The organism is Streptosporangium oxazolinicum (assembly GCF_039537505.1).
Taxonomy (GTDB): domain Bacteria; phylum Actinomycetota; class Actinomycetes; order Streptosporangiales; family Streptosporangiaceae; genus Streptosporangium; species Streptosporangium oxazolinicum.
Window position 1 is genome coordinate 200,344 of the sequence record NZ_BAABAQ010000001.1, and the last position, 18,351, is coordinate 218,694.

An 18,351-nucleotide genomic window follows, 5' to 3' on the forward strand; every position below is an offset into this window, starting at 1 on the left:
AGATCAGTAGGCGAGAATGGGGCCTCCATGAATGAGAGCACCATCCTCGTCGTCGAGGACGACCCCAACATCCGTGACATCGTCGAGGTCGCCCTGCGCTTCCACGGCTTCGAGGTGAGGGGCGTGGCGACCGGCGGGGAGGCCCTCGCCTCGGTGAAGGGCGTTCTCCCCGCGCTGATCGTGCTCGACGTGATGCTCCCCGACATCGACGGTTTCGAGGTGTGCCGGAGGATCAGAGCCTCGGGCCTGCACACCCCGGTGATCTTCCTGACGGCCAGGGACACCTCCACCGACACCGTGCGCGGCCTCACCCTGGGCGGCGACGACTACGTCACCAAGCCCTTCTCCGTCGAGGCGCTCGTCGCCCGCGTGCGGGCGGTGCTCCGCAGGACGACCGTCTCCGACGACCCGGGCGGGACGCTCCGGGTGGCGGACCTGGAGCTCGACGAGGCGCGCTGGGAGGCGCGGCGGGCCGGAGTCGCGCTGGACCTCTCCCCCACCGAGTTCCGGCTGCTCGCCTTCCTGATGGAACATCCCGGCCTGGTCCTGACGAAGCGCCAGCTGCTGGAGCACGTCTGGGGGTACGGGGGGTCGTCGCAGGTCGTCGAGACGTACATCTCCTACCTGCGCCGCAAGCTCGACCCGCTCGGTCCGCCGCTGATCCACACCCAGCGCGGGGTCGGCTACGCGCTGCGCCCGCCCCAGAGCACCTGATGTCGCTCAGGGCACGACTGCTCGCGGGCCTGCTCGCGGTGAGCACGGTCCTGCTGGTGATGCTGTCCATCGTGAGCGTCCTCGTCCTGCGCGGGCACCTGATGGAAAGGCTCGACGGGCAGCTGCGGGCGGCCACCGCGACCGCCGCCAAACGGATCGTCGCCGCCCCCGGCGGCCAGCTCGCGCAGACCCTGACCGGGTCCACCTACGCCGTGGCCGCGATGAACCTCGCCTCGGGCCGGGCCAGGCTCGTCAACGGGGACGCGCCCGCCGCCGCGACCGTACCGGAGCTGGTGGAGGCGCTCGGTGTCGCCCGGTTGAAGGCCCAGGCCGAGAGCGAGGAGGCGTTCGCCCTCGACACGGCGGGCGACCAGCGCATGATCGCGCGGGTGGCCGAGGCCAGGCAGGGCAACCGGCTGGTGATCGTCGCCGTCCCGCTGGAGTCCGTCGATGCCCCGATCCGCCGGCTCGTCATCGCCGAGCTGCTCACCGGCGGCGCGCTGATCCTGGTGCTGGCGCTCGCGGGCCGCGCCCTGATCACCAGGGGCCTCTCCCCACTCGCCAGGATCGCCGGGGCGGCGTACCACATGGCCGGGGAGGGCGACCTGTCGGTCCGCATGCCCGAGGGCCCCTCGGAGGTCGGGCGGATCGGCACGGCCGTGAACCTGCTGCTCGACCGGATCGCGGGCGCCTTCAGGGATCGGTGGGCGTCGGAGGAACGCGTCCGCCGCTTCGCCGCGGACGCCTCGCACGAGCTGCGGACCCCGCTGTCCACCATCCGGGGGTACGCAGAGCTCTACCGGACCGGGGCGCTGCGCGCCGAGGACATGCCCAGGATCATGGGCAGGATCGAGGACGAGGCCACCCGGATGGGTGATCTCGTCAGCCAGATGCTCGACCTCGCCCGGCTGGACAGGAACGCCGGGCTCCAGCCCGCCGAGACCGATCTGGCCTCGGTGGCGCGTGACGTGCGCGCGGACTGCACGGCCATCGAGCCGGAGTCGCTGATCGTCGTCGACGCCCCGGAGTCGCTGACCGTCATCGCCGACGAGGCCAGGATCCGGCAGATCCTGGTCAACCTCCTGGCGAACGTACGGGCGCACACGCCCGCGGGGACCACGGCCACCGTACGGGTCACGCGGCGGCCACACGGCGGCGCGCTGATCGAGGTCTCCGACGACGGTCCCGGGATGTCCGCCGAGCAGGTGGACAGGGCCTTCGACCGCTTCCACCGGGGCGGGGAGCGGCTGCCCGACGGTGCCGGGCTGGGGCTGTCGATCGTCAAGGCGATCACCGACGCGCACGGGGGCGGCTGCTGGATCACCTCGGCCCCCGGTGAGGGCACCAGCGTTCACGTCGAGCTTCCCGAGCGTCCCGCCCCGGCGGGACCGGCCGGTTTCGCCACCTGAGATCAGCTGTTTCGCCGTGGGAGTCCCGAGGGGACCGGCCGGTTCCACCGGGTGGGTCCCGGCGGGATCAGCCGCTTTCGCGGTCCGAGCTCGGGTGAGATCAGCTGTTTCGCCAGGTGATCACCGTCGGTCTCACCGGTCCTGCGCGGCCCGGAGGCGGCGGCGAATAAATGGGTTGCACGCCTCAGCGGGGGCGTCGTAGGTTCATCCGCATGTGGATCAACTCCTAAGAGCCAGCGTCGATCAGCCCTCGCTGATCCGCCCGCACTCAGCCCTCTGGCCCCGTTCGTCTGACGCGGCAGCTGAGTTTTCCGACCCGGGATCGCACCGCGTCGTCACATTCCTCAAGGAGTCCATATGCGAATTCACCTTGCGCAAAAGCCGGTCCAGAAGTCCGCTCAGAAGCGTGGCGGGAAGTCCAGGACCGCCAAGACCGCCAAGCCCCGCACCCCGCTCCCCGAGCACGTCGTGCCCGCGGCGCCCCGGCACATGCCGATGCCCCCGACGCCGATGAGGCCGACCCAGCAGCCACGCCGGATCCCCGGCAAGGGTGGCCGCTGACCGGCGGGCCCCTTCGAGGAAACCCCCGGCCCTGGATTCCCAGGACCGGGGTTTCCGCACCTCGCGGCACCTCACGGGCCCTCCGGACCCCTGGGCGCCCCATCGGCCCAGACCGTCCCGGGATCGGGGCTTCCCGCACCTCACGGGCACCCCGCACACCCATCAGACCCAGACCGTCACGGGACCGCGGCTTTTCGTACCTCGCGGACCCTCACGGGCACCCCGCACACCCCGGGTGCCCCATCGGCTCAGGTCGTCGCGGGCACCGGTGTCACAGACGCTCGATGATCGTGACGTTGGCCTGGCCACCGCCCTCGCACATCGTCTGCAGCCCGTACCGGCCACCGGTCCGCTCCAGCTCGTGCAGGAGCTTGGTCATCAGGATCGCGCCGGTGCCGCCCAGCGGGTGGCCCAGGGCGATCGCGCCGCCGTTCGGGTTGACCTTGGCCGGGTCGGCGCCCAGGTCGTTGATCCACGCCAGCGGGACGGGGGCGAACGCCTCGTTGATCTCGGTGACGTCGATGTCCTCGATGGACAGGCCCGCCCTCTTCAGCGCCTTCCGCGTCGCCGGGATCGGAGCGGTCAGCATGTAGACCGGGTCGTCACCGGTGAGCGCCAGGGTGACGATGCGCGCCCTGGGGGTCAGGTTGTGGTCGCGGACGGCCCGCTCGGAGGCGATCAGGAGCGCTCCCGAGCCGTCGGAGATCTGCGAGGAGGTGGCGGCCGTGATCACGCCGTCCTCCCTCAGCGTCTTCAGCGACGCCATCTTCTCCAGCGTGGTGTCCGGACGCGGGCCCTCGTCGTCCTCGACACCGTTGATCGGGGCGATCTGGTCCCTGAAATAGCCGTTCGCGACGGCCTTCGAGGCCCGCTGGTGGCTCTCGTACGCGAACCGCTCCAGTTCCTCGCGCTTGAGGCCCCACTTCTGGCACATGAGTTCCGCGCCGCGGAACTGGGAGATCTCCTGCTTGCCGTACCGCTCCACCCATTTCTCCCCGAAGGGGAAGGGCATCCCCTTCTCCAGGGCGGTGGTGATGCTCGACCCCATGGGGACGATGCTCATGGACTCCACTCCGGCGGCCACGACGAGATCCTGGGTGCCGGAGAGCACGCCCTGGGCCGCGAAGTGGATCGACTGCTGGGAGGAGCCGCACTGGCGGTCGATGGTCACCCCGGCGACGTTCTCCGGGAGGCCCGCCGACAGCCACGCGTTGCGCGCGATGTCCATGCTCTGCGGGCCGAACTGCATGACACAGCCCATGATCACGTCTTCGACCGCGGACGGGTCGACGCCGGTGCGCTCGACGAGCGCGCCGAGGGTGTGCGCGGCCAGATCGGTGGGGTGGACGGTGGACAGACCGCCCTTCTTCTTGCCGACGGGGCTGCGGACCGCCCCGACGATGTACGCCTCTGCCACAGTGCCTCCTGCTTGCGGAACCGAACCGTCTGCGGAACCGAACTGCCTGTGAAACCGCGCTGCCCGCGAAACCGAGCAATGTTCGGTCATTAGGAGGTTACAACAGAACCTTTGTCCGCGTCCTGACGGGAACCGTCCGTACGTGGCACGGGACACGGGAACCGTCCGTACGTGGCACGGAAGCCATCCGACGAAAGCCGTCCGTACGTGGCACGAGAGCCGCGCCGCTCAGGCCTTCCTGGTGCTCGTCATGGTCGCGTAGGCGATGACGTTGTCGGTGTAGTGACCGGTCGAGCGGTTGTAGACGCCGCCGCACGTGATCAGGTGCAGCTGCGGGGTCGGCGACCGGCCGTACACCCGCTGGGTCGGGAACACCGACTTCTCCGCCTGCTCCAGCCCGCCGACGGTGTAGACGGCGACGATCCCGTCCTTGCGGTGCACCTCGATGACGTCGCCGTTGCGGATCTCGTGGAGGCGGCTGAACACCGCGCTTCCCGAGCGGGTGTCCTTGTGCCCGAGCATGATCGCGGGACCCGCCTCGCCGGGGGTGGGCCCCGAGCGGTACCAGCCGACCAGGTTCGAGTCGCTGACCGGCGGCACCTCGATGGCGCCCTTCCTGTCGAGCCCGACGGACTTGACCGGCGCGTTGACCCCGAGCCGAGGGATGACCAGGCGCACCGGGGAGGAGGGCTGCATGGCCGGGGCCGCGGGCAGGCTGGGCAGCGGCGGCGGCACGGTCGGGGGCGCCTGGAAGTAGGGGTTCGCCGGTGCCGCGGCCGCCAGGTCCCGGGGCGGCAGGGTGGTGCGCTGGTCGGCCAGGCCGTACTCCTCGGGCGCGGCCAGCATGTAGAGCAGGCCCACCAGCACCGTGACCACCCCGGCGATCCCGGCCAGGATGAGCACCGACCGCATCACCCGGCCGCCGCCGAGGGGCTCCTGTCCCTGGGGCCACTGCTCGTACGGCGGGCCGTACTGCTGCTGGTGGCCCTGCGGCGGGTACGGCGGCTGGACCGGGACCTGCCGGTAGTGGGGCGCCGGCCCCTGGGGATGCCCGGCAGGCGGCCAGCCGCCCGGAGGTGGGGTGGTCATCCGGCCACCCCGATCAGCCGCGACCGGCGGTGCGACGCCTCAGCACGAGCCCGCCGATCCCGGCGATCCCCACCATCAGCACGCCGCTGAGCATGATCATCCGAGCGTCGGGGCCGGAGTCGCCACCGCCGCCCGTGGAGGCCGCGCCCTTGGGGGTCTCGTCGATCTGCTCGTTGGGATCGGGGTCCGGGTCGGAGGTCCTGGTCCGGGTGACGGTGAGCGTCGGCGTCGGCCTGGGGGTCGTGACGGTCGGAGTGGGGGTCGGGGTCGTCGGCGTGGGGCTCGGGCTGGTCGACTGGCTGGGAGTGCCCGTTCCCACGGTCACCCGCAGCGCGGCGGTGGAGGCCTGGGCGGACGCCTGGGTGTCGGCGAGGAGGTTGCACACCAGCACCTCGACGTCGGCGGACGTGGCTCCCGCCGCGGGCCCGAAGAGCAGGGTGAAGGAGTCGGGCTTGAAGGCCACGACGCCGGTCGCGCTGGGAGTCACCGTGACCATCAGCGTCGGCAGGGTGATCGGCTGGCCGGACGTCATCGCCGCGGCGGGAGCGGTGGCGGCGACCGGGCGAAGCTCGGAGGGGACCGCGAGGACCCCCGCGGGGGTCGCGTCGATCTGCACGTCGGCGTCGAGGATGAGGGACAGGGCCGCGGGGATGGCCGTGGGCGCGACGACGGAGCCGGTCGGGGCGACCTTCCACGTCGCCACGACGGGGGAGTTCGTCACCGCCGCCGTCGGGCCGGTGAGGTCCATGTTGAACGTGTACGTCGCCGACGGTGTCACCGCACCGGGGACCGTGCAGCTGTACGCGACCGGATTGGGAGAGGCGTAGATGGAGGCGAGCGCGGGGAACGCACCGAAGATGACTGCGCCCGCCGCAGCGATCACGGCTGTCTTGACCGCGACGCGCAGCCGCGTCTTGGACTTCAGCACAGTTTCTCCTCGTTCCAGACTGATCGACCGGCACACCGGCCGCCGAGGCCTACAGATTGTGGTCAAGGTTCGGCATAGATCCTACGAACAGAGACCGGGACACGCGAGCAAGTCGGCTAAACGGACACAAATTCCCATCTATCCCACAGCAAACGACACCGTACATCGGTAAAGCCCTCCGTGGTGGGTCGGGCGGGAGCCTTGTCGGCCCCCGGACGGGACGAGGACGTCTCCCGGAATCCGGCCGAGGAGCTCGCCGCGAACCCGGCCGTCCGGCGGACCGGCGGTCCGGCATCGGCAATCAGCGTCTGGATATATAGAAAAGACCAGGTCAAGACTGGTGATACCAGTCCTGGAGATCACCATCCACGAAGCATCGTCGGGCAGGCTGGAACCTGCGGTGAGCCCAATTCGGACGCTCCGAATACCCCCTGGGCCGCTGAAATATTTCATCGACACGGACACGGTGATCATCGGCCCGGTCGCTCGCGCCCCGCGTGACGCGGGTCACGGTGACGACCATCCCCGGGCTCCCCCGGCAGCCCTCCCCCGCCCGGCCGCGAGCCCTTCCCGGGACTCGCTCCCGGCGGACGGATCAGCGATCTCCCCTGAGATTTCCCCACCGGAAGGATTGAGATGAGCACGCCGGTTGCATCGCAGGCGCGCGGCGGGCAGGTGCCCCGCCGGCGGATCCCGGCGAGATGGATCGCCGTCGCCCTCGCGGCGGCCCTCCTGGCGGCCATCGGGTTCAGCACCCAGTACCGCCCGGTGGAGTCGATCACGACGGGTCCCAGGCGGTTCGACCCGGCCGTGTACGGGGCGCGGACGTACGAGGACAAGGTCGTGCCCACGGTCGAGAGGAAGGCCGTCGAGCTGCCCGTGCTGGTGAGGGCGATGACCGACGACATGGAGGGGGCCGGGAGGCAGTACGGCGTCCGGCAGGGCAACGGCCCCTACAACTTCGCGGTCAAGGGCACCGGAACGGCCGGGACGGTGGAGTCGGGGCTGATGCCCGTGACCGTACGGGGGCTGCCTCCCCACACCCGGGTGTCGCTCCAGGTCGGTCCGGTGATCAACGGCACGGCACTGCGGGACGTGGTCGGATTCATCACCTTCGAGCAGTTCCTCAACCAGGTGGAGTACGCCGACGCCGCCACCGCGCTGAACGACCAGATGCGGGAGAAACTGCTGAGACACCTGGACGCGCCGGGGCTGAAGGGCAAGAAGATCTCCTTCGTCGGAGCCTTCAGCTTCCTCACCCCCTCTGTCGTGACCATCACCCCGGTCTCGATCAAGGAGGTTTCGTGAGGACCCCGGCCGTCACCGTCCTGAGCGCCCGCGACGTCACCAAGGTGTACGGGGACACGCCCGCGCTCAGGGGAGTCGACTTCGACGTCGCCGCCGGCCGGGTGACCGCGCTGTTCGGCGAGAACGGGGCCGGCAAGTCGACCCTGATGAGCATTCTCTCCGGGATCGAGCGCCCCACCACCGGCCATGTCGAGCTCGACGGCGAGCCCGTCAGATTCGTGTCGCCCCGCGACGCCGCCGACCGGGGTGTCTCGATCGTCCACCAGGGGCTCAGCCTCTGCCCCAACCTGAGCATCCAGGACAACCTGTTCCTGGCCCGGGAGATCTGCGGGGGCCCCTGGGTGATCGACCGCTCGTCCCAGCGGGCCACCACCGCGGCGATCCTCCACAGCCTGGAGGAGTATCTGGATCCCGGCGTGCTGGTCGGCGACCTGACGCCGGGCGAGCAGCAGATCGTCGAGATCGCGCGGGCGCTCCTCCAGGAGGCCCGAGTGCTGATCATGGACGAGCCCAGCCTGGCGCTCACCGCCTCGGAGATCGAGGTCCTGTTCCGGGTCATCAGGGAGCTGACCGCGAACGGGGTGGCGGTCGTCTACGTCTCCGCGCACCTGGAGGAGGCGCTGGAGATCGCCGACGACGTCGCCGTCCTGCGTGACGGGCGGCTGGTCGCCACGGCGGACGCCGAGAGCGTCGACGTCCGGTGGATCGTGGAGCGGACGACCGACCGCGACCAGGACGACCTGTTCCCGCACCACACCCCGGCCACCGGGGCGGAGGTGCTGGCCCTGCGCGGCCTCGTGGTGGCCGACCCGGCCAATCCCGGCCGTCTCGCGATCGACGACCTCTCCCTGACCGTCAGGGAGGGCGAGATCGTGGGGATCTACGGTATGACGGGCTCGGGCCGCACCGAGTTGCTGGAGGCGCTCGCCGGCCGGATCCCCTCGCAGTCGGGCGAGATCCTGCTCTCCGGCGTCCCCCTGGAGCACGCGGGGATCCGCGACCGCATCGGCCTGGGCATGGTCCTGGTCCCCGGGGACCGGTGGCGCGACGGCCTCGTCCAGACGATGTCGGTCGGGGAGAACCTCTCCCTGGCCGGGCTGGGCAGGTTCGTCCGGCGGCTGCTCGTCTCCCGTGACCGCGAGCGGGACGCCGTCAACCAGATGATCACCGGCATCACGGCCGGGAGGGACGGCACAAAGGCGCCCGTCGCGTCGCTGAGCGGCGGCGACCAGCAGAAGGTGGTCATCGGCAGGGCGCTGCTGACCACTCCTCGGGTACTCCTGCTGGACGAGCCCTCCCGCGGCGTCGGCACCGACGCCAGGGCGGACATCTTCGAGCTCATGGCCGCACGGGCGGAACGCGGCCTGGCCGTCGTCTTCACCACGTCGGACGCCGAGGAGGCCCTGCGCGTCCCCGACCGGCTGCTGGTGCTCGCCCGCGGGACCCTCGCCGGCGAGTTCCGGCGCGGCGAGACAACCCGGGAGGAGCTGATGAGGGTGTCGGACGGCACCGCCATCGACACGGACGAGGAGGGAGCGGGGTGATACCTCGGGAGACGTCCCCCGCACCGTCCTCGCCCGGCCACTCCCCGCCGAAGCGGTCCGCGGCCGAGGCACGCCGCCTGTCGCTGGTGAACGGCCTGTTCGAACTGCGGGCGCTCATCGCGCTCCTGATCGTGGTCGTGGTCTTCGGCCTGCTGTCGGACACCTTCCTCACCCTGCCGAGCCTCATCACGATGACCAAGCACGTCGCGATCAACGCGGTGATCGCGCTCGGCATGCTGCTGGTCATCCTCAAGGGCGGCATCGACCTGTCGGTGGGCTCGATCGTCGGGCTCTCCGGGGTCGTCGCCGGTGAGTTGCTCGAAGGGCTCAACCTCGGGTTCGCCGACGCGGTCGCCTACCCGCCCGTGTGGGGCGTGATCGTGCTCTGCGTCGCGATCGGCATGTTCGTCGGCCTGGTGAACGGCATCGTCATCACCCGCTTCAACGTGGCGCCGTTCATCGCGACGTTCGGCATGCTGTACGTGACGCGGGGAATCACGCTGCTGATCTCCGGTGGCTCGACCTACCCCAATCTGGACGGCAACCCCGACCTCGGCAACACCGGCTTCGAGATCCTCGGCAACGGGCGCCCGCTCGGCATCCCGGTGGCGATCTGGATCATGATCTTCCTCGCCGCCACCGTCACGCTGGTGCTCACCAGGACGCCGTTCGGGCGGTGGCTGTACGCCGCGGGCGGCAACGAGCGGGCCGCGGAGCTCTCCGGGGTCCCGGTCGAACGCGTCAAGACGGCCGTGTACGTGATCTCCGGCGCCTGCGCCGCGCTCGCGGGCCTCATCATCGCCTCGCAGCTGACCTCGGCGACACCGCTGGCCGGTGAGATGTACGAGCTCAACGCGATCACCGCGGTGATCCTCGGCGGCGCCGCGCTGAGCGGAGGGCGCGGCACGGTACGGGGCACCCTCGTCGGGGCCTTCGTCATCGGCTTCCTCTCCGACGGCCTGGTGCTCGTGGGCGTGTCGCCGTTCTGGCAGATCACCATCAAGGGGATCGTGCTCGTTCTCGCCGTGATGCTGGACCAGGGACAGCGGCGGTTCCAGCGGCGCGGGGCCACCGTGTCGGCGATGGCCGCCGACAGACGACCGGGCTGACCCGCCCCGCCATCCGCCCTGTCACTCGCGCCTCGCCACCCGGCCGATCTCGGGCCGTTCAGCCCAGGGTCCGTGCCGGTCTTGGCGCCCCTTTAGCTCCCCGTGATTCTCGAAGCGGCAGGATTGCCGCTTCTTTTGGATTTTCAGATTGATAGGAAATCCACCCCTCATCAGGGAATTGACAGGATAAACACATGGCAGTCGAAGCGTTCGGCAGCGACGTCACGCTGCGCATCAACGGTGTCGACCACTCCGTCTCCCTGGACAACCGGGTGACCCTCCTGGACGCGCTACGGGAGCATCTCGGGCTGACCGGGACGAAGAAGGGATGCGACCACGGGCAGTGCGGGGCGTGCACGGTCCTGCTGGACGGCCGCCGGGTGAACAGCTGCCTGACGCTCGCCGTCACGGCCGCCGGGCAGGAGATCGTCACCATCGAGGGGGTGGCCGGTCTGGCTCGCCCGGACGACCTGCACCCCGTACAGCGGGCGTTCCTCGATCACGACGGCTTCCAGTGCGGCTACTGCACGCCGGGGCAGATCTGTTCGGCCATCGGCGCCCTCGACGAGGCGGAACGGGGCTGGCCGAGTCACGTCACCGAGGACGTCGCCGCGGGCGTCGCCTCCAGCGGCGCCCTGGACGCCGAGGAGGTCCGCGAGCGGATGAGCGGCAACCTCTGCCGCTGCGGGGCGTACGCCGGGATCGTCGAAGCCGTCCTCGACGCGGCCGGTGGGGAAGGTCAGGAGCCGGTTCTCTCCGGGTGGGATCGCGGAGGCGCGCGATGAGGCCCTTCACCTACGAGCGCGCCACCGACCCCGCTGCCGCCGCCACCGCCCTCCTCGACGGCACCGACGCGATGTTCCTGGCCGGTGGCACCAATCTCGTGGACCTGATGAAGCTCGGCGTGGCCAGGCCCGCGAAACTGGTGGACGTCACGCGGCTGCCGTACGACCGGATCGAGCACCGGGCCGACGGGAGCGTGCTCATCGGCGCGATGGTGCGCAACAGCGATCTGTCCGGTGACCTGGGCATCAGGCGGCGTTTCCCCGCGCTCTCCCAGGCGGTGCTGGCCGGGGCCTCCGGGCAGCTGCGGTCGATGGCCACCACCGGCGGGAACCTGCTGCAGCGCACACGCTGCCCGTACTTCCAGGACGTCACCAAGCCGTGCAACAAGCGCGACCCGGGGACCGGCTGCTCGGCGATCGACGGCGACCACCGCGACCTGGGGGTGATCGGCACCTCCGCCGCGTGCGTGGCCACCAACCCCTCCGACATGGCGGTGGCGATGGCCGCCCTCGACGCCGTGGTGCACATCAGGCTCGCGGGGGGCGACGAGCGGGCGGTACCGCTCTCCCGCTTCTACCTGCTGCCCGGCGACACCCCGGACCGGGAGACGGTGCTGGAACCCGGTGACCTGATCACCGGGGTCGAGCTGCCTCCGCCCCCGGACGGCGCGGTCATGCTGTACCGCAAGGTCCGCGACCGCTGGTCCTACGCGTTCGCGGTGGTCTCGATCGCGGCGGTGGTGGCGACGGAGCCCGGCGGTTCGCTGCGGGAGATCCGGCTCGCGCTGGGCGGGGTGGCCCCGGTGCCGTGGCGGGCCCGGCAGGCCGAGGAGGCGCTGACCGGTCACAGGCCGACCAGGGCGCTGCTGCTGGCGGCCTCGGAGGCGGAGTTCGCGGCGGCTCGCCCCCTCCCACGGAACGAGTTCAAGATCGGACTCGCCGGCGACCTGATCGCGGCGAGCGTGCGCGATCTCACGACACCGACGGGGTCCACCGGGCCCACCGGGTCCACGGGGAATTTCACACGGGAGGAGCGGGGATGACCACGCTCGACAAGGTGGTGGGCGGGGCACCGGCCAGGATCGAGGGACGCGACAAGGTCACCGGCGCGGCCCGCTACGCGTCCGAGTACCCCGTACCGGACGCCGTCTACGCCTGGCCGGTGCAGTCCACGATCGTCCGGGGGCGGGTGCGCGCCGTCCGCGCCACCGCCGCGCTGGCCCTGCCGGGGGTGATCGCCGTGCTGGACAACCGCAACGTCTCCCGGCTGCGCCCTGTGCAGGACGCCGAACTGGCCGTCCTGCAGTCGGCCGACGTCTCCTACCGAGGGCAGATCGTCGCCGCCGTGGTCGCGAACACCCTGGAGCAGGCCCGCGAGGCGGCGTCGGCGGTACGTGTGGTGTACGAGGGAGAGGAGGGGTACGACGTCGTGCTGGATCCCGGCGACCCGCGCATCCTCTCACCGCGGAAGGCCAACGCGGGCTTCGAGGGCACGGTCGACTGGGGTGACGTCGAGGGCGCCCTCGCGTCGGCGCCGGTCGGTGTGGACGCCGTCTACACGACCTCCACCGAGCACGCCAGCCCGATGGAGCCGCACGCCACGATCGCGTTCTGGGAGGGCGAGAACCTGACGCTCTACAACGCCGACCAGGCGCCGTGGATGTCGGCGACCGCGATCGCCGAGCTGTTCGGCCTTCCCGAGAACGCGGTGAACATCGTCGCGGACCACGTCGGCGGCGGTTTCGGGTCGAAGGCGGTGCCGCGCCCGCCGACCGTGCTCGCCGCGCTCGCCGCCCGCGCCGTCAGACGACCGGTCAAGGTGGCGATGACCCGGCAGCAGATGTTCGCGCTCGTCAGCTACCGGACGCCCACCGTGCAGCGCGTACGCCTGGGAGCCGAGCGGGACGGCACGCTGACCGCGGTGTGGCACGACGCGCTCCAGCAGAGCTCGAAACTCGTCGAGTACACCGAGCAGACGGTCGCCGCCAGCCGGATGATGTACGCGACGCCCAACAGCCACACCGCCCACCGGCTGCTGCGGCTGGACGTGCCAACCCCCTCGTGGATGCGCGCCCCCGGCGAGGCTCCGGGGATGTTCGCCCTGGAATCGGCGATGGACGAGCTGGCGTACGCCCTCGGGATGGACCCCGTCCAGCTGCGGATCGTCAACGAGCCCCCGGCCGATCCCGAGTCGGGACTCCCGTTCAGCAGTCGCAACCTGGTCGCCTGCCTGCGTGAGGGGGCGGCGCGTTTCGGCTGGGCCGGGCGCGACCCCACGCCGGGCGTCCGCGAGGAGGGCCGCAAACTCGTCGGGACCGGCGTCGCGTCGTCGACCTACCCCGTCTTCACCATGGCCTCCACCGCGGCCGCCTACGCCGAGCCCACGGGCAGGTTCGTGGTCGAGATCGCCGCGGTCGACATCGGCACCGGGGCCCGCACCGCGCTGACCCAGGTGGCCGCCGACGAGCTCGGGGTGCCGATGGACCGGGTCACGGTCAGGGTGGGCCGCAGCGTCTTCGGTCCCGCGCCGTTCGCCGGGGGGTCCATGGGCACCTCCTCGTGGAGCTGGGCGGTGAGCAAGGCGTGCCGCGCGCTGGTCAAGGAGCTCGACGAGCGGGCCGGTGTGGTCCCCCCGGAGGGGCTGGGGGTGCGAGCGGACACCACCGAGGACCTCGCCGCCTGGAAGCACTTCTCCCGCCACTCGTTCGGGGCCCAGTTCGCCGAGGTCACGGTGGACGTCGACAGCGGGCAGGTCCGTGTCGAGCGGCTGCTGGGGGTCTTCGCGGCCGGACGGATCATCAACGCCAGGACGGCGCGCTCGCAGTTCCTCGGCGGCATGACGATGGGGATCTCCATGGCCCTGCACGAGGCCCTGGAGATGGACCCCCGGTTCGGCGACTTCGTCAACCACGACCTGGCCGGATACCACATCGCGGCGAACGCCGACGTCCGCGGGATCGAGGCCCACTGGATCGACGAGCAGGACGACGAGCTCAACCCGGTCGGCGCCAAGGGCATCGGCGAGGTGGGGATCGTCGGCACCGCCGCGGCGATCGCGAACGCCGTCTTCCACGCGACCGGCTTCCGGCAGCGCGACCTGCCGATCACCCTTGACCGGGTACGGGCGGCCATGCGCGCCGGTTGACGGGGCCGCCTTGGCTCAGCCCGCTCCCCCCAAACCGGGTCCGTTCAAGCCAGTCTCGCTCAAACCGGGTCCGTTCAAGCCGGTCCCGCTCGGACCGGTCCCGCTCAGGCCGGGCGGATGGCGCGGACCGTGGCGGTGGTGATCGGAAGGTCGAACTCGCCGCTCGCGGTCTCGGGGGTGGAGCGCAGGTAAGCCGTGACCCGGTCCGTCAGCCTGGTCCGCTCGGCCTCGGAGAGGGTCAGCACGTGCGAGTGCGTGCGGATCGTCGCGACCATCGACTCCACGGTACGGCGCTGGCTGTGCGGGAACCGGGTGTGCTCGATCACCGGGAAGAGCGGCCCCTCCCTGAGAATCGACTCGGGACGCCACCGGCGGAACGACACCGGGCTCTTCGAGACCTCCTTCAGGCCGTTCACCCAGGGAACCTCGTCGTCGTCGAGGTTCCACACGCCCGCCAGCACCCCGCCCGGGGCCAGGACCCGCGCTATCTCGGGCAGGGCCCGATCGAGGTCGAACCAGTGCAGTGCCTGCCCGACGAGGACCGCGTCGACGGACCCGTCCGGCAGCGGGATCTCCTCCGCCGTACCCGCCATCGCACGGGCACCGGGCAGCAGGCGGCGGAGCTCGGCGAGCATGGCCGGGTCGGGTTCCACCGCGACGACGTCGGCGACGTACCGCAGCAGCACGGCGGTCAGCTTCCCGGTCCCCGCCGCCAGATCGAGGACACGCAGCGGCTCGCGCCCACGGACCGGCTCCAGGGCCCACAGCACGGCGGCGTCGGGGTAGTCGGGCCGCTCCCGCGCGTACGCCTCCGCCTCGCTGCCGAACGAGGAGGCCCGCATCGCGAGGACCTCGGGATCGACGTCCTGGAAAGGAGATGAACCGTTCACAGGCCCACGGTAGTCCGCGATCGCCGGGCCGCCGGGGCCGGGGGACCGTCCGTGCTTCCCGGTGGCCCGGTGGTCTTCGCACCGCGACGACGGCCGGTCTCGCGCCACGCGCCCCCGGGCCGGCGCGTCAGCCTCCGCCGCGCAGCCGTTCCCGTACGGCACACGCCAGACCGGGATCGTCGGCGATGACTCCGTCCACATTGAGGCTGTACAGGCGCTTCAGCCACTTCCTCACCTCTTCGGCGGCGCGCCCGCCGGAGGTGTCGCCCCTGAGATTCGCCCGGAGCCGTGCGGCGAGCTTGCGGACCGTCGTGGCGTGGACCAAAAGCCCTTCCTCCTGGGCGCTCCTGACGAGCGTGGCGGGTGACACCGGTCTCCCGTCGAGACCTCCGGGATCGCCGGGACCGATCCGTTTGGTGACCACCCCGATGGCGTCGGCGTACGTGGCGACCTCCCGCAGCCCCTCCGGGGTGACCATGTCGTCGTAGGTGAGCGGGTCACCGGTGCTCTCCAGGTCGTACGGACCGCCGGTCGCGCCGACGAACTGGACGAGCCGCAGCCGGGTCAGGGGACGCAGCCGCTTGAGGTTCCCCGTCTCGAAGGACTGGATGAACGCCGGATCCCGCTCGTCGTCCCAGCCGTACCGCGCGAAGGTCTTCAGCAGCGGCTCCTCCAGCGGCAGCCCGATCGAGGCGAAGTAGGTGGGGAACTTCGTCTCGGCGTAGACGCCCACCCCGTGCTTTCGCGCGAGCCGGACCACCTCGTCAAGCGTCGGGATGCGCTCCACCCCGTCGTACGCGGTGTTGTCCTGCCGTTCCCTGGGGAAGCGTTCCCTGGCGCGAAGGGTACGCAGCTCCTTCAGGGTGAAGTCTTCGGTGAACCAGCCCGTGTGCCGGATGCCATTGACGACCTTGGATGTCATGCGGTCGGCGAACTCGGGGTGTCTGGCGATGTCGGTGGTCGCCGAGAGCTCGTTCTCGTGCCGTGCGACCAGCACGTGGTCCTTGGTCGAGACGAGATCGGGCTCGATGTAGTCGGCGCCCATCGAGATGGCGACCATGTAGGCGAGAAGCGTGTGCTCGGGCCGGAAGGCGCTGGCTCCACGATGCGCGATGACGATCGGCGCGACCTCGTGGCGGCCGAAATGCCGGGCCTCCGGGTTCGACGGACGCCCTGCCGCGGAGCTCACGGACCGTCCTTCCGTGGAACTCGCGGGCCGTCTGGCCGCCGAATCACCGGATCGTTCGTTCGCGGGGCTCACGGGTCGCGTACCCGTCGAATTGGCGTGGTGGAGGGCACCGATCGCGGCCATCCCTATGAGTACGGCCAGCACACCGGCCCGCCCCCTGCTCACCTGCGTACCCCCTCGCTCCGTGTTCAGCGGGGGAGACACACTCGCATAAACGGCTATACCCGGACGGACATGCGATTAACAATCAGAAGCGATTCTCCCTTAGATAACGCCACATGACCGCTTCATGGGGTATTTCAATTTATATGTCTCGGTTCATAGGCAACAAAAAAAGAGTGAGCGATTAATCACTCACTCCACCGCGAAGGGAAAGGGAAACACGAGTCAATCGACGGCCAGGCGCTCCCCGCCCTCGTTCTCTCCGCCTCGTTCTCGGCCTCGGCCCGCCCGCGCGGGTCTCGGACGATCAGCCTCGGGCCGCCGTGCGGGTCTCGGACGGCGATCCGGCATCACGCGGCCTCGGACAGCGAACCGGTGTCACCGGATCATCGCCCGCGCTCGCGCCATGGCCCGCCTCCCCGGCCCTGCCGGCGCCGCATGCCGTGCCTGGCCCACGTCGGCCGCCCCTACCTCCCGGTCCCCGTTCCGCCAGGCGTCAGGGCCGTGCCGTCCGAACCCGTGACCCCCGCGCCATCCGGTCTCAGGGCATCGCCGCCCGAACTCGGATCGCCACGCTCGCCATCCGGAGCACTCCGCCCGAACCCGGACTCCTCCGGCTGTGCTGACTCCCGGTCCCTCGAACGCCCGAGCCCCCACCCGTCACCGCGCCCTCCGGCTCCGGACCTGCCCTCGCCGTATCGCTCGAACGCCGGGTCCTCCGGCCGCCCGTAGTCCCAGCCGTCACCGCTCTCGGCGTTCGAGTCCGGCCGCCAGAAATCTCGTTCCCTCTGGCGTCCGAACCTCCACTCCTCATTGCGCCCGGACCCCGGGTCACGCCGCCAGAACCCGCGATTCTCGTGGCGTCCCCACCCCGGATCCCGCCGATGCCCCTCGCCGTTCGAGTACCTCACCCGCGCGGGCCCCCAGTTTCCGCCACGCTTGATGGTCGTCTTCGAGCGCTCGGCCGTCCGTCCCCCGTTGCCCCAGTTCTTGGTCGTCCAGCCCCCGGCGTGCTTCGGCGCGGAGTGCGCGTGACGTTTGGCACCCCAACCCGAGGATCGCTCATGTCCCGACTTCGGATGCTGGACCGCACCGACAGCGGCCACCCCTATGAGTACGGCCACCACCCCGGCCCGCACGATGCTCACCTGGGCACACCCCCGCCTTCTGATCGTTCGGGGGGTTGTCGCCTATGTAGGGCTTCCTACCCGGATTGCCGGGGAGGCTAACGATCGGGAGCGAGCCCACGGGCCGGGCACGGTGCGCTCAGGCGCGACGGGTCTTCGACAGGGTCGCGTAGATGATGATGTTGTCGGTGTAGTGGCGGGTCTTGCTGTTGTAGACACCGCCGCAGGTGATCAACCGCAGGGTCGCCTCACCGGTGTTGCCGTAGACCCGCTTGGACGGGAAGGCCGCCTTGCTGACCTGTTCCACGCCGTCGACCGTGAACTCCGCGAGACTTCCGTCGGACCGGGAGACCTTGATCTTGTCCCCGCGCTTGATCTCCTTCAACCGGCTGAAGACGGCGGCCCCGCTCTTGGTGTTCACGTGTCCGAGAACCACCGAGGGCCCCTGCTGCCCGGGGATCGGGCCGTGCTTGTACCAGCCCGCCTGGTTGGGCCTGCTCAGCGGAGGCGTCTGGATCTCCCGCTTGGAGTCGACACCGAGCGCCATCAGCGGGGCCAGCACGCCGATCTTGGGGATGGCGAGCCGCCGTGGCGTCACACCGTCGCTCTTCAACGGCTCCGGAGGCATGGTCACCGGCAGCGGCGGCGCCGCCGTGGGCGCGGCGGCCGTCAGCGGGGCTTCCAGCCCGCCCGGCCCCACCTCGGGCGTCTGCCCCGCCGCGAGCTGCTGTCCGGCGGCCGGGACCTCCTGGATCTGGACGTTGCTGCCCGCCGCCTGCGGCACGGGCGGCCCGTACGGTTCGTCCTCGACCACCGGGGCCACGTACGCGAGCAGCCCCGCCATGATCGCGGCCACCCCGCCGAGCGACCCGGCCACGAGGAGCCCGGCCATCAGCATGCTCCCCTTGGGCTTGGGGGCCGGGCCGCGACCGTTGTAGGGGTCGGGACCGCCCTGCGCGGGTCCTTGATACATC

15 protein-coding genes are annotated in these 18,351 nt (G+C 70.8%); 9 read left to right on the top strand and 6 right to left on the bottom strand.

Annotated features, from left to right (window positions below):
- Positions 1–27 precede the first annotated feature (27 nt).
- From ABD817_RS00935 to ABD817_RS00945, 3 genes are all read left to right on the top strand, one after another.
- Complete coding sequence (locus tag ABD817_RS00935) at positions 28–714, top strand: response regulator transcription factor (protein WP_344913849.1); 687 nt, start codon at positions 28–30, stop codon at positions 712–714.
- Entirely contained in the window at positions 714–2,123 is a 1,410-nt protein-coding gene (locus tag ABD817_RS00940; RefSeq protein ID WP_344913852.1) for a sensor histidine kinase, read from the top strand. The genes ABD817_RS00935 and ABD817_RS00940 overlap by 1 nt, the downstream gene beginning before the upstream one ends.
- Positions 2,124–2,480: 357 nt before the next feature.
- Positions 2,481–2,684 carry a hypothetical protein gene (locus ABD817_RS00945; RefSeq protein WP_344913855.1) on the top strand — a complete coding sequence of 68 codons (204 nt, stop codon included), beginning with the start codon at positions 2,481–2,483 and terminating at the stop codon, positions 2,682–2,684.
- Between the two features lie 271 nt (positions 2,685–2,955).
- On the opposite strand, the gene ABD817_RS00950 is transcribed toward ABD817_RS00945, so the two are convergent.
- The 3 genes from ABD817_RS00950 to ABD817_RS00960 all read right to left on the bottom strand — a co-directional run bounded on the left by ABD817_RS00950 (position 2,956) and on the right by ABD817_RS00960 (position 6,118).
- The gene (locus ABD817_RS00950) at positions 2,956–4,101 is read right to left on the bottom strand and encodes an acetyl-CoA C-acetyltransferase (RefSeq protein ID WP_344913858.1); all 1,146 of its coding nucleotides are present in this window, start codon (positions 4,099–4,101) and stop codon (positions 2,956–2,958) included.
- Positions 4,102–4,329: 228 nt separating this feature from the next.
- On the bottom strand, positions 4,330–5,190 hold the full coding sequence (locus ABD817_RS00955; protein WP_344913861.1) for a class F sortase: 861 nt from the start codon (positions 5,188–5,190) through the stop codon (positions 4,330–4,332).
- 13 nt (positions 5,191–5,203) lie between these two features.
- Positions 5,204–6,118, bottom strand: a complete 915-nt coding sequence (locus ABD817_RS00960) for a hypothetical protein (protein WP_344913864.1) — start codon at positions 6,116–6,118, stop codon at positions 5,204–5,206.
- 636 nt (positions 6,119–6,754) lie between these two features.
- On the opposite strand from ABD817_RS00960, the gene ABD817_RS00965 reads away from it, so the two are divergent.
- The 6 genes from ABD817_RS00965 (at position 6,755) to ABD817_RS00990 (ending at position 14,009) form a co-directional block, all read left to right on the top strand.
- Complete coding sequence (locus ABD817_RS00965) at positions 6,755–7,426, top strand: DUF2291 family protein (protein WP_344913866.1); 672 nt, start codon at positions 6,755–6,757, stop codon at positions 7,424–7,426.
- The gene (locus ABD817_RS00970; RefSeq protein ID WP_344913869.1) at positions 7,423–8,970 is read left to right on the top strand and encodes a sugar ABC transporter ATP-binding protein; all 1,548 of its coding nucleotides are present in this window, start codon (positions 7,423–7,425) and stop codon (positions 8,968–8,970) included. Before ABD817_RS00965 ends, ABD817_RS00970 begins: the two co-directional genes overlap by 4 nt.
- Positions 8,967–10,079, top strand: a complete 1,113-nt coding sequence (locus tag ABD817_RS00975) for an ABC transporter permease (RefSeq protein WP_344913872.1) — start codon at positions 8,967–8,969, stop codon at positions 10,077–10,079. The genes ABD817_RS00970 and ABD817_RS00975 overlap by 4 nt, the downstream gene beginning before the upstream one ends.
- Before the next feature lie 194 nt (positions 10,080–10,273).
- Positions 10,274–10,864 (top strand): 2Fe-2S iron-sulfur cluster-binding protein, encoded by a 591-nt coding sequence (locus tag ABD817_RS00980; protein WP_344913874.1) that lies wholly within the window; start codon positions 10,274–10,276, stop codon positions 10,862–10,864.
- A complete protein-coding gene (locus ABD817_RS00985) occupies positions 10,861–11,907 on the top strand; it encodes an FAD binding domain-containing protein (protein ID WP_344913877.1) in 1,047 nt (348 codons plus the stop codon). Before ABD817_RS00980 ends, ABD817_RS00985 begins: the two co-directional genes overlap by 4 nt.
- Positions 11,904–14,009 carry a xanthine dehydrogenase family protein molybdopterin-binding subunit gene (locus tag ABD817_RS00990; protein WP_344913880.1) on the top strand — a complete coding sequence of 702 codons (2,106 nt, stop codon included), beginning with the start codon at positions 11,904–11,906 and terminating at the stop codon, positions 14,007–14,009. The genes ABD817_RS00985 and ABD817_RS00990 overlap by 4 nt, the downstream gene beginning before the upstream one ends.
- Before the next feature lie 104 nt (positions 14,010–14,113).
- On the opposite strand, the gene ABD817_RS00995 is transcribed toward ABD817_RS00990, so the two are convergent.
- The 3 genes from ABD817_RS00995 to ABD817_RS01005 form a co-directional block, all read right to left on the bottom strand.
- Positions 14,114–14,899: a class I SAM-dependent methyltransferase gene (locus ABD817_RS00995; RefSeq protein ID WP_344913882.1), complete on the bottom strand. Its 786-nt coding sequence runs from the start codon at positions 14,897–14,899 to the stop codon at positions 14,114–14,116.
- A gap of 127 nt (positions 14,900–15,026) precedes the next feature.
- Positions 15,027–16,088: a glycerophosphodiester phosphodiesterase family protein gene (locus ABD817_RS01000; RefSeq protein ID WP_344913885.1), complete on the bottom strand. Its 1,062-nt coding sequence runs from the start codon at positions 16,086–16,088 to the stop codon at positions 15,027–15,029.
- A 1,428-nt stretch (positions 16,089–17,516) separates the two neighbouring features.
- The gene (locus ABD817_RS01005) at positions 17,517–18,350 is read right to left on the bottom strand and encodes a class F sortase (RefSeq protein ID WP_344913888.1); all 834 of its coding nucleotides are present in this window, start codon (positions 18,348–18,350) and stop codon (positions 17,517–17,519) included.
- Position 18,351 lies beyond the last annotated feature (1 nt).

What these genes read in the sequence shown, in the direction of transcription:
- ABD817_RS00935 (WP_344913849.1), top strand. Translation starts at nt 28, where the DNA reads ATGAATGAGAGCACCATCCTCGTCGTCGAGGACGACCCCAACATCCGT.
- ABD817_RS00985 (WP_344913877.1), top strand. Translation starts at nt 10,861, where the DNA reads ATGAGGCCCTTCACCTACGAGCGCGCCACCGACCCCGCTGCCGCCGCC.
- ABD817_RS00940 (WP_344913852.1), top strand. Translation starts at nt 714, where the DNA reads ATGTCGCTCAGGGCACGACTGCTCGCGGGCCTGCTCGCGGTGAGCACG.
- ABD817_RS00945 (WP_344913855.1), top strand. Translation starts at nt 2,481, where the DNA reads ATGCGAATTCACCTTGCGCAAAAGCCGGTCCAGAAGTCCGCTCAGAAG.
- ABD817_RS00955 (WP_344913861.1), bottom strand. Translation starts at nt 5,190, where the DNA reads ATGACCACCCCACCTCCGGGCGGCTGGCCGCCTGCCGGGCATCCCCAG.
- ABD817_RS00990 (WP_344913880.1), top strand. Translation starts at nt 11,904, where the DNA reads ATGACCACGCTCGACAAGGTGGTGGGCGGGGCACCGGCCAGGATCGAG.
- ABD817_RS00965 (WP_344913866.1), top strand. Translation starts at nt 6,755, where the DNA reads ATGAGCACGCCGGTTGCATCGCAGGCGCGCGGCGGGCAGGTGCCCCGC.
- ABD817_RS00980 (WP_344913874.1), top strand. Translation starts at nt 10,274, where the DNA reads ATGGCAGTCGAAGCGTTCGGCAGCGACGTCACGCTGCGCATCAACGGT.
- ABD817_RS01005 (WP_344913888.1), bottom strand. Translation starts at nt 18,350, where the DNA reads ATGTATCAAGGACCCGCGCAGGGCGGTCCCGACCCCTACAACGGTCGC.